Annotated in this window: 15 protein-coding genes; 4 read left to right on the top strand and 11 right to left on the bottom strand. The window is 48.4% G+C overall.

All coding sequences use genetic code 11. The annotated features are described in order from the left end of the window. Positions 1-116: 116 nt before the first annotated feature. Positions 117-419: a DUF4342 domain-containing protein gene (locus tag VD907_04825; protein ID HYG84180.1), complete on the top strand. Its 303-nt coding sequence runs from the start codon at positions 117-119 to the stop codon at positions 417-419. Positions 420-483: 64 nt separating this feature from the next. Here VD907_04825 and VD907_04830 read toward each other — a convergent pair whose 3' ends face one another. The 10 genes from VD907_04830 to VD907_04875 all read right to left on the bottom strand — a co-directional run bounded on the left by VD907_04830 (position 484) and on the right by VD907_04875 (position 8,963). After that, positions 484-828: a hypothetical protein gene (locus tag VD907_04830; GenBank protein ID HYG84181.1), complete on the bottom strand. Its 345-nt coding sequence runs from the start codon at positions 826-828 to the stop codon at positions 484-486. An 84-nt stretch (positions 829-912) separates the two neighbouring features. After that, the gene (locus VD907_04835) at positions 913-2,487 is read right to left on the bottom strand and encodes an amino acid--tRNA ligase-related protein (GenBank protein HYG84182.1); all 1,575 of its coding nucleotides are present in this window, start codon (positions 2,485-2,487) and stop codon (positions 913-915) included. A gap of 95 nt (positions 2,488-2,582) precedes the next feature. Further along, entirely contained in the window at positions 2,583-3,041 is a 459-nt protein-coding gene (gene greA, locus VD907_04840; protein ID HYG84183.1) for a transcription elongation factor GreA, read from the bottom strand. A 97-nt stretch (positions 3,042-3,138) separates the two neighbouring features. Then, positions 3,139-4,383, bottom strand: a complete 1,245-nt coding sequence (locus VD907_04845; GenBank protein HYG84184.1) for an aminoacyl--tRNA ligase-related protein — start codon at positions 4,381-4,383, stop codon at positions 3,139-3,141. A gap of 10 nt (positions 4,384-4,393) precedes the next feature. Continuing rightward, positions 4,394-5,062, bottom strand: a complete 669-nt coding sequence (locus tag VD907_04850) for a CPBP family intramembrane glutamic endopeptidase (protein HYG84185.1) — start codon at positions 5,060-5,062, stop codon at positions 4,394-4,396. 52 nt (positions 5,063-5,114) lie between these two features. Next, positions 5,115-6,278: a M50 family metallopeptidase gene (locus tag VD907_04855; GenBank protein ID HYG84186.1), complete on the bottom strand. Its 1,164-nt coding sequence runs from the start codon at positions 6,276-6,278 to the stop codon at positions 5,115-5,117. Between the two features lie 167 nt (positions 6,279-6,445). Further along, positions 6,446-7,000, bottom strand: coding sequence for a ribosome recycling factor (frr, locus tag VD907_04860; protein ID HYG84187.1), 555 nt, complete (start codon positions 6,998-7,000; stop codon positions 6,446-6,448). Between the two features lie 93 nt (positions 7,001-7,093). Then, positions 7,094-7,684 (bottom strand): translation elongation factor Ts, encoded by a 591-nt coding sequence (locus VD907_04865; protein ID HYG84188.1) that lies wholly within the window; start codon positions 7,682-7,684, stop codon positions 7,094-7,096. Between the two features lie 20 nt (positions 7,685-7,704). Further along, entirely contained in the window at positions 7,705-8,421 is a 717-nt protein-coding gene (gene rpsB, locus VD907_04870; protein HYG84189.1) for a 30S ribosomal protein S2, read from the bottom strand. 179 nt (positions 8,422-8,600) lie between these two features. Beyond that, a complete protein-coding gene (locus tag VD907_04875; GenBank protein ID HYG84190.1) occupies positions 8,601-8,963 on the bottom strand; it encodes a hypothetical protein in 363 nt (120 codons plus the stop codon). A gap of 368 nt (positions 8,964-9,331) precedes the next feature. Here VD907_04875 and VD907_04880 point away from each other — a divergent pair, with 368 nt between their 5' ends. The 3 genes from VD907_04880 to prmC are packed head-to-tail and all read left to right on the top strand — an operon-like array spanning position 9,332 to position 11,559. Further along, complete coding sequence (locus VD907_04880; GenBank protein HYG84191.1) at positions 9,332-9,676, top strand: type B 50S ribosomal protein L31; 345 nt, start codon at positions 9,332-9,334, stop codon at positions 9,674-9,676. Between the two features lie 22 nt (positions 9,677-9,698). Further along, a complete protein-coding gene (gene prfA, locus VD907_04885; GenBank protein HYG84192.1) occupies positions 9,699-10,775 on the top strand; it encodes a peptide chain release factor 1 in 1,077 nt (358 codons plus the stop codon). Further along, positions 10,732-11,559, top strand: coding sequence for a peptide chain release factor N(5)-glutamine methyltransferase (prmC, locus tag VD907_04890; GenBank protein HYG84193.1), 828 nt, complete (start codon positions 10,732-10,734; stop codon positions 11,557-11,559). Before prfA ends, prmC begins: the two co-directional genes overlap by 44 nt. Here the strand turns inward: prmC and VD907_04895 are convergent. Then, positions 11,556-12,773, bottom strand: coding sequence for a trypsin-like peptidase domain-containing protein (locus VD907_04895; GenBank protein HYG84194.1), 1,218 nt, complete (start codon positions 12,771-12,773; stop codon positions 11,556-11,558). The two genes, prmC and VD907_04895, sit on opposite strands and share 4 nt — an antisense overlap. Positions 12,774-12,776 lie beyond the last annotated feature (3 nt).

A 12,776-nucleotide genomic window follows, 5' to 3' on the forward strand; every position in this document is an offset into this window, starting at 1 on the left:
TGAGTAACCACTACACATATTACCGTGATAACCTGCGTTTTTGTGTAGAAGTGTTGTAAAATATGATTATTAAGCTCAAGGCGAGTCGGCAGTAACCTGCTATACTTATAGGTACTATGACACAACAACAAAATCAAAAACCAGACGAAGAATTTAAAATAAGCGGCGATCAGCTACTAGCTAAGGTCAAAGAACTGATTAACGAGGGTAACGTTCGGCGAATTATTATTAAAGATAGAAATGACAAGATCTTGATGGAATTTCCGGTAACAATTGGGGTTATTGGCGCAGTCTTTGCCCCAATTTTAGCTGCGGTTGGCGCTGTTGCTGCCTTAGTGACAGAGTGCACGATTATTGTGAAGCGTACAGACGAACCTAAGAAGCCTGAAGATAAAAGCGTTGACAAAAAAGACAAGTAATACGTTTCGTAAGAGCGCCCTGGATGGCCAAAATGGCATCCAGGGCGCTCCTTAATTGTTGAGATCAGTAAGCATCACGTCCGGCCTGGGTCACAGAGCTACCGTCTGACGCCCGAGCATCCTGTACGGCTCTGTCAGCACCTCCGCCGGACTGCTTCACTCGAGCCCCACCCGTCGCAGTGGCGCGCTGGCGAGTTCCCCCGAGCTGCTGACCGTTGAGGAAGATGGTTACCTCCCCCTTCAGCATATCAACATCCGGGCCGCCTTCCAGCAACCTGATAAAGCCTCCGCCTTCGAACTTGGCATTGCCATCGGTCAGTTCAGTTAGCTTTACACCTTCCCAGGTGAAAGAGTAACCCCGCCCAAGATCAGCCGTACCAGAAGTCCTGCCAACCAGATCCGAGCCCACAGTGATCCTCCTCGTCTGTAGCAACTAATAAAATATACCCTTAGTCAAAAGACTTGTCAAGCATGTAGGCAGATGCTTTTTTCCCTATAAAGTGACTTCTGGGTAAATACCCTTGGTTGTTTCGTCAACCTCACGCCTCAGCTGCGGAAATACCACGCCCTCACGCGCCGTAATGCCCTCTAAGAACCAAAACAACCGCTCGCTATACCCAAAGCCACATGCTGGCGGCATGGCGTATTCTAGAGCCTCTACGTAGTCAATATCGAGCATTTGTGCCTCTATATCGCCAGCATCGCGCATGGCCTGCTGTTCCACAAACCGGTTGAGCTGGTCTACTGGGTCATTTAGCTCCGAATAAGCTTTGCACAGCTCACTGCCGCCGAGCAGTAAGTTAAACTGCTCCGTTAAGCGTGAGTCTTGCTGCTGAGTTTTCGCCAGCGGCTGTAAAAAGGTAGGGATATCTACCAAAAAAGCCGGGCCGGCAATGGTAGTACGGATCTTTTTCCAGAGTTTATCAATACCACGGGCACGGTTGTCGTGCTTCTCCACTTCGACTTTGTGTTTTTTAAGCTGAGCTTGCACTTCTTCAAGCGTACAGGTAAACACATCGAGCCCATAGTGCTCTTTCATTACCGTCACAAAACTAATGCGCGGCCAGTCTTCGCCATCTGGGCCAAGATCAATTTCATGCCCATTAAGCAGTGTAAATGTTCGTTTGCCCCAGGTTTTATCGGCTACGAACCGCACGAGTTCTTGGGTCAGCTTCATCCCCTGTTGCCAATCGGCATAAGCCCAGTACCACTCCATGGCATTATGTTCGGGTAGGTGTTCGTCGGAGTAATTTTCGTTACGAAATCGCGGACCAATGTCAAAAACTTTTTCGTAACCACCAACGAGCAGTCGTTTCAACGGTAGCTCGTGACTAATTCGCAGGTAAAAGTCTTGATCGAGTGCGTCCATATGCGTCACAAACGGTGTGGCATCGGCGCCACCCGTTGTCAGCTCAAGTACCGGCGTGTTAATTTCTTTGAAGCCTTCGTTTAAAAGGAATTGCCGGGTTGCCTGCCAAAAATCGCTCCGACGCAAGAACCGCTGGTAGACATCGGGGTTAACATTAGTGTCGACGTAGCGACGGCGTAAGCGCTCTTCTTTATTGGTAAAGCCTTCACGTTCAAGGGGTAGTGGCCGCAGACTTTTCGTGAGCAGGCGCATCCGTTCAACAGCAATTGAAATCTCACCAGTTTTTGTTTTGACAATCTGGCCGCGAGCCTCCAAAAAATCGCCCGTATCAAGCAGTGGAATATCTTCAAAAGTTACTTCTCCGCTCTGGCGATCGATTGCGGCTGGCGCCGGCTCATTTGGAAGGTGCACTTGGGGAATTTCAGCAAGAGTAGCCGCCATTTTTTGCAGCGATAAAAATAGCTGCATGCTACCGCTGGCATCCTTCAATACAATAAAAGCTAGTTTGCCAAATTTGCGTATGCTGGTAATGCGCCCAGCCGCAACCGCATAGACACCTTCGTGATGTTCGAAATCTGAAACAATTGCCCCAATAGTATGCGTTCGATGCGAGGTAGCTGGATACGGATTGACCCCTTTTTGCCTGAGGTCATCTAATTTTCTAAGACGTTCTGCGCGTAATTCTTTTAGTGTTGCCATAATACTCTTTTTAGTTAATCGTCATTTGTTCTAGTATAACAGAGAAAAGACAGCCTTCGAAGTGCTGTCTTTCTCATTAGTGTATGCAAATGCTTTTAGCTGATGCTTACAATTTCGTAGGTCACATCACCCTTAGGTGTGGCTATGGTCACCATGTCACCAACTTTTTTACCTAGTAGCGCGGCGCCAATTGGTGATTCGTCGGATACTTTACCTTCAAGCGGGTCGGCTTCAACTGGGCCAACAATGGTGTAGGTAACCGTTTTACCATCGGTCTTGAGTTCGACTTTCGAACCTACTGACACCTTACTTGAACCGTGGGTGGTAATAAGTTCGGCGTTAAGCAAGATTTCTTCAATTTCAGCGATACGACTTTCTTGGCGAGCCTGTTCTTCGCGGGCTGAGTCGTATTCAGTATTTTCGCGGAGGTCGCCGTAATCACGGGCGCTAGCGATACGCTCGGCGATTTCACTGCGCTGTGACTTTAATTCTTCTAATTCTTTTTCTAATTCTTTTTTGCCATCGACGGTCAATTGGTATTGTTTCTTCATAATTCTCCTTTCATCAACCAAACATGCCCGTTAAGGCATGTCGGTGTATAATACATCTGCAAAAGGGCTTTCACCCTCCCTGAAAAGCGATTTCGTGGGGTTACGTAAGTGTAGCAAGTAGCCGATCGTACGTCAACAGCTTAGTGTCACTTGCTGTACGACCTGCGTATTCATACGTCTTGTTTTCAAGATGCCGATCGCTGACCACAACTCTGTGCGGCATCCCCATCAACTCTGCGTCGGCAAATTTCTCCCCTGGCCGTACGGTACGATCATCGTAGAGTACAGTCACGCCACGTTGGGTAAGTTCTTCGTAAAGGTTATCAGCGCTTTTTACAACCTCAGCGCTTTCTCCAATCCTGACTACATATACTTTAGCAGGTGCAATCGCTTCTGGCCAGACCAATCCTTTGTCATCAGCAAATTTCTCGACTATCACGCCCATGACCCTTGTAATACCGATGCCGTATGACGCCAGGTGCAGCGGCTGTTGCTGACCTGAACTATCGGTAAAGAATATGCCCATTTGTTCAGATTTTTCGGTGCTAAAATTAAAGATATTCCCGACTTCGGCGCTTTTTACCTTTTCAAGATCCTGCTTATTAATGCCAAGCTCTTTTGTGGCATCTTCAAGCACTTCTTCATTAACGGCAATATTTTTCTCACGGTGGAGATACAGGACATCCTCGCCGGCTTCACAAATTGTTTGGAATTCGTGGCTAAATTTGGTAAATGCCCCACCGCTGGCGAAGGTAACAAACGTCTCTTTGCCAATGCCCAAGCGGTCATACACTCGTTTGTAGGCATCAATAACACGCTTATAATAAGCGTCCAGGTCTTCAGCCGTGGCATGAAGCGAGTACATGTCTTTCATTACAAATTCGCGGCCACGCATAATACCACTTTTAGCCCGTAATTCATTGCGGAGCTTAGTCTGGAATTGATACACGCTGGCAGGGAGATCTTTATAGCTCTGAATATGGTGCTGCATCATGTCCATAATCGCCTCTTCGTGCGACCAGGCCAAACCAACCTCGGTGTTGTCCTTTAACTTTGTTTTAAACCAGACATCAACCACTTCATCGTCCCATCTGGTCGTGATTTCCCAGGGCTCTTTAGCTTGTAAATTGGTCATGATGAGCTCATGTCCACCAACCGCGTTCATTTCTTCACGTACGATTTGCTTTATATTTTCAAGCACCCGCAAACCGAGCGGCGTATAGGCGTAGACACCGGCCATAACTTTATAGATAAAACCAGCACGAATTAGTAGCTGTGCATTTTTCGCCTGTTCGTCAGCAGGCGCCTCTTTTCGCGTTTTGGTAAAAAGTGTGGATAATCGCATGCGTTTTATTCTACACAATACTCACTGGTTGTACAAAAAGAAAATAGTACGCCACGCCATTTTTAATCATATGCAGCAGCATACTTGGCCACAAAGTGCCGCTTTTTTCACGTAAGTAGCTCAGTGCCAGACTCAAAAAGAAAGTATCGATCGCCACGTTCCACTGCCCGTGCACAAAACCAAACAGCAGGCTTACCGCTAAGGCAGTCGGAATAAAAGCCAGCCGTTCGCGGAGCTTACCAAATAAAAAGCCTCTGAATAAAAGTTCTTCAGCAATTGGGGCGCAAATAACCAGCGCCACGAAAGCGGCCACGTACTCATGGAGGGCACTGATATTTGAAAACCCGAGATCTTGTTCTTGGGCAAGATCAAAGCTCGGCACAAGTTGCGCAATGAAACTTATTACCACCGCCGTTAGGGCAAAGTAAATGATGTAAGCAATTGGCGACCAGGCTAGCTGTCGCCAAGTCGGCTTTTGGGCGATACCAAGCGTTTGTAAGAGTGCTCGTTTTGATGGCCAAGCACGAAACAAAGCCGGCACGCCAATCACAAGGAGCACCGCTACCACATACACCAAAGCCGACGCCACCAGCATCAGCTGCACTTCAGCCAGCATTTCGCGCGGCGACAAGAGTAAAAGCGGCGGTAGCAGCAGCGCGACAGCAATTTGCGACGTCAAAAAACCACCATACAGCCAAGCGCTTAACGCAACGGCATAAACGAATCGGTTCTTAGAAAAGCTTGCCCACATCAGCTATGGTAATGATTATTACGAGCAACATTAATACAAGGAAACCGGTGCCATGAATCAACTCTTCGCGTTCTTTTGTGAGCGGCTTTTTGAGGATTCTAAATATAATCGTCACAAACAGTCGACCACCATCAAGTGCCGGAATTGGTAAAGCATTCATCAGTGCCAAAGTCAAAGATACCAAACCAGTTATGAAGAGCAGCACAGTCGGGCCAGCCTCTTGAGCCATTGGGAAAATAATCGCCAATATCCCCACTGGTCCTGTAACTGATTGGGTGGCAGCGTTCAGGGCTTGACCGCCTTCATTCCTGGCAGCTTGGTCAAACGATAACTGCATTACCAAACCGCGCGCCAGGTTGGCAATCATTTCTCCTAATTGCTTCAGTGTTTCGCCAATCAGCTGAAAAGTGGTCATCACACCAACAATCGGTGCCGACCAGGTTGAATGAGTGGTGGTCTGTTGTCCAGCTGCCGCTCCAATGGGCCCTTGACCTTGTGGCGGATTCGCTGCAAGCTGTACTTTTGCAATTACTTCGCGACCACCACGTTTATAAATAATTTCCGCTTCTTTGCCCTTTTCAACAGCAGTAAACCGCTGGAAATCTGCCGGCGTCGGAATAGGCTTGCCGTTGAATCGCAACAATTCGTCGCCCGCCTTTAGGCCTGCTTTTTTGGCCGGTGAATCGGGCTTGACGCTACTAAGTACAACCGGACCCCGTGTCTCACGCGTATCGGATGGCACGGTAAATTGATGAGGCAAGACTTTAGGTAAGCCCGTCAGCGCTAAAACCGTAAAAATAAGCACTGCTACCACCCAGTTAATAGTGACGCCGGCAAGCAGAATTTTAGCTTTTACCCAAAGACGGGCGGCGCCGTAGTCGCCTTTCGACGCGGCTGAATCGTTCTCGCCCTGTAATTTTACAAATCCGCCGAGTGGCAGCCAGTTTAGAGTAAATAGAACGCCATTCTTCAGTTTTTTTGACCACGCCCGCGGCGGAAAGCCAATACCGAATTCCTCCACAACCACACCGTTGCGACGCGCAACAATAGCATGGCCAAGTTCATGCACGACGACCAAAAATACTAGTATCAGTAAGCCAACAGCAATCGACAAGATGAATTGCAGCGCAGCGAATATATCCATTTACCCTCCGAAACGATGAGACGATTTTATACTCTTTGTATGATAGCAGGTGTCAGATTAGCTGTCATGCTTTTTCTGAAAGCTAATCCAACGATCTGTACTTATTCCAGGTACGAGATAAGGCTACAAGGCTGTAGCACCCCCATTAAAGCCCATCCGCCCCAGAATTAAATAGTCATAACGTCTTTTTCTTTGGCTTTCGCGAGTTCATCGACTTTTGCTTGTATTTCAGCTAGCTTACTGTCGAACAATTTTTCTGTTCGTTTTAAGTCGTCTTCAGATAATTCTTTTTGCTCTTTTTTGGCTTTGGCGTCTTTTAAAGCGTCTTGACGAATGTTTCGAATCGCAATTCGACAATCTTCTACTTTCGTACCAATCAGTTTTACTAATTGCAAACGCCGCTCTTCAGTGAGGGCTGGAATGGGCACGCGCACTACCCGCCCGTCGTCGCTTGGATTGAAGCCTAAGCTTTGATCATTGCGAATGGCGTCGCTAATAGCCTTGATGTTGCTTGGATCAAACGGACTTACCTGCAAAAGTTGCGGCTCGGGCGCTAGAATATTAGCTACCTGGTTCAGCGGCATTTTGGTACCGTACGCTTCTGCCATAATTCCTTCAAGCATCGCCGGATGCGCGCGGCCAGTGCGGATTTTTTTGAGTTCATCTTCAAAGTGCGCGATGGCACTTTTCAATCGGTCTTCGTAAGGTTGTAGGTCAAACATAGTATTAGTATATCACTGATGGCTGTTTTTGAACGAGAACACAAAAAAGCCCCTCGAAAACTTGGGGGCTTTTTTGTGTTTTTGGTAACAGGCCTAAGCGCCGAGCTCAACTCGCTTGATTTGGCGAATAACAATGTTTTCGCCCAATCGAGCGATGTGCTCTTTCACTAGTTGGCCAACCGTGATATCCGGGTTCTTGATAAACGGCTGCTCAAGCAGGGTCAGTTCAGCAAAATGCTTCTTAATCTGACCTTCAACAATTTTAGCAGCAATATCGGCGGGCTTGCCTTCAGCTTCGGCTTTTTCGGTAAATTCAGTTGTTTTGCGCTGTAGCTCTTCGGCTGGAATGTCGTCCATTGAAATATAGAGTGGCGCGGTGGCTGAAACGTGCAAAGCGATATCGTGCACTAAAGTCTTGAAGTCCTCGGTGCGGGCAACGAAATCGGTTTCGCAGTTAACTTCAACCACTGCCCCGATACGACCACTGTGCACATAGGCATCAACCAAACCCTCACGAGCTTCACGCTCGCCTTTTTTCTCGGCTTTCGTAAGGCCTTTTTTGCGCATAGCTTCAAGAGCTTTGTCAAAATCGCCTTCAGATTCAGTCAGGGCGGCCTTAGCGTCGCTCAAACCAACGCCTGTCAGTTCTTTCAATTTTTTCACATCTTCAAGAGATATGCTCATAGTAGTTCTCCTTATTGACGTTAAGATTTTGCTTCGCTAGCGGTTTTGCGACGGGCAGTAGCTTCGGTTATCGCCTGTTTTGCGTAATCGAGTACCAGCTGGATGCCTTTAATGGCGTCGTCGTTACCTGGAATGATGTAATCAATTGGGGTTGGGTTGGCGTTGGTATCAACCAGTGCAATAACCGGAATGTTGAGCTTCTTGGCTTCACGGATGGCGTTTTGCTCAGCGGTCACATCAATCACAAATAGCGCTCCTGGCTTACCGTTTAGATCTTTGATACCGCCGTACTTGTTGTTGAGGTCTTCAATTTCTTCCTGAAAGCGCTGCACTTCGAGCTTGTTGTAGCGATTTGCAAGTTCACCGCTATCCATACGCTTTTCCAGACTCTTAAGGTGCTTGACGCGTGCGGCGACGGTAGTAACATTCGTTAAAGCACCACCCAGCCATCGTTCGGTAACATACGGTTGGCCAACTTCTTCGGCAGCGGCTTTTACAAGATCTTTAGCTTGGCGTTTAGTACCAACAAATAATACTAGCTTCCCGCTTGCTACCACCTCAGCCATGAAAGCCAAAGCTTTTTCAAGGCCCTCAGCGGTTTTAATGAGGTCAATAATGTGGCTATCCTGGCGCTTGCTATGAATATAAGGCGCCATCTTCGGGTGCCAGCGGCTCGTTTTGTGGCCAAAATGCAGACCAGCTTCGAGCAAAGCCTTTACATCGACAGTTACTGCCATAAGAGTAATTCCTTTCTCCTCACCCGTACATCTCTATATTTAAGAGGAATAGTTGTGCGGGCTGTGTCATTTAAATTGTGTAACAAGATAATTATAACAAAAGCTTGGCAAAAAATAAAGGTGGTGCCCCTCCATATAGTGCTGCCCCGCCCTTTCGGAAAAAGGACGGGGCGTAAAAGTCAGCTCAGTTCGGTTGATGGCTCGCCGAGCAGCTCGAAGTCCCATGGCGTGAGGTCTATCGCATTAGGGTTGGCCCGGCGACAACGCCCGATCACTTCCTCGACGAGGATATCACCGCCCCAAAAGAGCTGATTGTCGCCCTCGGCATAGGTCGCCCACGGACCTTCCTTGGTGCGGAGAATCAACGACCACGGCCGGTGACCTTCAGCGTTCCAGCAGTCGAGCGTGACCCACTCATTGCGACCGTTTGCTCGACCTTCGTGTCGTCCTTCAAAATCCCAAAACGATCCTGCGCTCATCCAGTCATGGACATGAGGCTTGAAGGTAGTAGGGATGTAGCCTTCGCTGCGAAGCCTCTTCACAACCCGCTGGGCGGTGGTAAAGTCGAGCGCCAATACCCGCTTGTTTACCGCGTCCCATGTGGCACCTTCTATATCGAACAGCGCACCACGGCTCATTTTATTCTCCCGAATTGAGCGAAATTTGGATTGCCTGACTATTACTTTATATCACATAAATAAAATTATGCAATATATAGGACTTTTGAACGTTACCTCTTCGTAATAGCATAGCCCTAAGCTAGTAGTCGGTTCATAGAAACACACTTAAGTACACTAGCCTACTACAAGCCCCGTTCGTTCCCGTCTTGTGGCAGGCTCTTTCCACGAGACGATTCAATAGTAGCTATATTTTGACTTTCTCCTTAAAAACAGCTACAATAGTACAGATTATGAAGAAAAACTTACACCCCACCGATTACCGCCCAGTCGTTTTTCAGGACGATTCGGCCGACTTTGCGTTTCTCACGCAGTCAACTGCCAAAAGCACTGCCACTATCAAGTGGACCGATGGCAATGAATACCCGCTTGTAAAAGTGCATATTTCAAGCGCTTCTCACCCTTTCTTCACTGGTGAAGAAAAAATTATCGACACCGAAGGTCGCGTTGATCGCTTTAAAGCGCGATTTGCTGCTGCTGAAGCTCGCAAAACCGCACTCTCAAACAAAGCGCGTAAGGCAGCTCAAAAAGCTACTCCCAAAAAAGACGCTGGCGAACCAAAAGCTAAAGCCGCTTAGTAATTAACGGCAGCCTGAAGTTATGGGCCTTATTAACATTAAGCTCGAAGATGTCCGCCAAGAACTCGCTGAACTTGAGCAATTTTTAAGTACGCCCACTGCCTATGCCGACCCGGATTTTGCTAAAAAAACTCGTCGCAGCAGCGAACTTGAAGCGATTATCCAAAAGCTCGAACGTCAAGCTGCCCTTAAAAAGCAGCTTGCCGATGCCAAAGAACTTGCCCGCGGCAGCGATGAGCTGGCTGAACTTGCCAAAGAAGAGCTTCCTCTGTTAGAAGCCGAGCTTAGCGCTATTGACGACGATTTATTTGTCATGCTGGCGCCTAAAGACCCGAACGATGAAAAAAATACCATCATCGAAATCCGCGCCGGTGCCGGCGGCGACGAAGCCAGCCTATTTGCCGGTGAACTATTACGGATGTATTTGCGCTTTTGCGAAAACGAACGCCTTAAGACTGAAATCATTAGCGAAAGCCCATCTGAGGTTGGTGGCTACAAAGAAGTAATATTTGCTGTTAAGGGTGAAGCGCCGTACGCAAAATTAAAGTTTGAAAGCGGCGTACACCGGGTGCAACGCGTTCCAGCCACCGAAAGTTCCGGCCGAATACACACCAGCACCGTGACGGTGGCTGTTCTTCCGGAAGCCGAAGAAACCGATATTGAAATTAGCCCAAGTGACCTCAAGATTGACGTCTTCCGCGCTGGTGGCCACGGTGGCCAGAGTGTTAACACCACCGATTCGGCCGTTCGCATTACTCACCTGCCTACCGGCATGGTGGTCACTAACCAAGACGAAAAGTCTCAGATTAAAAACAAAGAAAAAGCCCTAAGCGTCCTTCGGAGCCGCTTATTACAAATGAAAATTGACGAAGAACAGTCGAAACTAGCCGCCGAGCGCCGGACACTGATTGGCTCTGGCGACCGCTCAGAGAAGATTCGCACGTATAACTTCCCTCAAGATCGCATCACCGATCATCGCATTGGCTATTCACGAAGCAATATTCCTAGTGCGCTTGACGGCAATATTAGCGATATAATCGAAAAGCTCCAAGCCTATGAACGCGAACTTGCCGCCCAAGGCGTCGAAAATAGTCGTTAACCAGTGGCTAGCCGAGGCAACCGCTGCACTCCAGGTTGCCGGTATCACATCTGCCAGATTAGACGCCGAGCTGCTACTAGCGAACGAACTGGACGTCAATAGAAGCTGGCTTCTCGCCCATAACACCGAACAGGTTACCGTTTCCTCCATTCTTTACACCCAGTTAGCCCGGCGAGTGCAGCGCGAGCCGCTCGCCTACATTACCGGTCATAAAGAATTCTACGGGTTTGATTTTCAGGTCACTCCGGCAGTGCTTATTCCCCGGCCCGAAACAGAAGCCCTGGTTGATTTTGTAAAAAATCTTCAGCCAGAAGGAGCTATAGTAGATGTCGGCACTGGCTCGGGCTGTATTGCAGTTAGCCTCGCCCTTACTTGTCCCCAAGCGGTGGTACACGCAATCGATAGCAGCCAGGAGGCCCTTGAAATTGCTACCAAGAACGCTCAGCAACTGCAGGCCGCCATTACCTTCCACCGCTCAAATTTACTGAGTAACTACCGAGGACCAACGCCACATATAATTGTTGCGAACCTTCCCTACGTTGACCCGTCTTGGGAACGTTCACCCGAAACTAAATTTGAACCTAAAACTGCTCTTTTTGCTGATCAAAATGGCCTACAATTAATGTTCGCGCTGCTACATCAAGCGGCCGAGCTCCTACCGCTGGGTGGCAGCATCATTCTGGAAGCCGACCCCCGACAATTCCCCGCCCTCCAAGAAGAAGCGACTAATCTTGGCTTTTCTCTGCTTCACGCCGATGGCTTTATGATCGCTTTTCAGCGCTAGCGGTTTGCCGCGCTATAAGCGCCGAGAGTGACATTCAGTGTCACTTCGCCACCACCTCGCTGTACAGTGAGCTGGACAGTGTCGCCAGGCGCATATTGGGCAATCAGTAAGCTAAGCCCAGCACTTTCATCAATTTTTTCATCGTTTACTTTGGTCACGATGTCACCTTCTTTGAGCCCCGCCTTATCGGCTGGCCCGCCGGCAACCACACTTGGCACCGACGCGCTTTGCGTTTTGATATAGGCGCCTCGCGTGATATTTAAAGAATAGTTCTGGGCAATTTCAGGTGTTAACGTAATAAATCGCGTACCCAAATAACCGCGTTCAACCTTACCATCAGCGAGCACTCCTTTAATCAAGCCTTTAGCTGCTTTAATAGGAATAGCAAAACCAATCCCTTGAGCGTCGTCCACAACGGCGGTGTTAATGCCAATAACTTCGCCAGCTAGGTTAACAAGTGGCCCACCTGAGTTACCGGGGTTGATTGCGGCGTCAGTTTGGTATAAATCGAGCAGCTGTTCAGTACCGCCCGCATTATCTTCGGCTGTTACCGGCCGCCCCATACCCGAGATAATGCCGGCCGTCACGGTATTTTGGTATTGACCAAGCGCGTTACCAATGGCGACAACTTTTTGGCCAGTAATAACTTTTTCGTCTGAAATGCGCGCCGGCTTTAGGTTGTTAACCCCATTAATCTTTAAAAAGGCGATGTCATTCAGCGGATCGCGACCAACAACTGTTACATTTTCGTAGCTCGTACCATCAGCTAGAATCACCTTAACCGCGGCCGTTGTTTCGGGAATTACGTGTTTGTTGGTGATAATGTAGCCATCTTTACTGATTACAATCCCTGTACCTGAGCCGCCACCTTCATTGGTATTAAAAAAACTACGGCTACGGGCGGTTTGGGTAACGATCGATACAACACTTGGCGATACTTCTTTAGCGGTTTCAGCGACCACCTCGCCTTCTTGCAGCACAAGCTGCCGGCGCGTTTCAACCGTTGTGTGGTCGCTTAATTTAATAAGTCCACTGCTAATAAACGCCCACGATCCAAAGAAACTAGCAACAAAGCACAACAACACGATACCAAGCACTTTTACACCTTTTGGTACGCCTTTCTTGCCCGTCTTTTGAAGTTTTTTGGGTGAGGGCGTGGGAATAATAGGCGCTTCGTTTTGGGTTGGCTGCTGAGGGGTGGGATGTTGGTTCATTCT

The organism is Verrucomicrobiia bacterium (assembly GCA_035629335.1).
Taxonomy (GTDB): Bacteria; Patescibacteriota; Saccharimonadia; order Saccharimonadales; family Saccharimonadaceae; genus DASUUR01.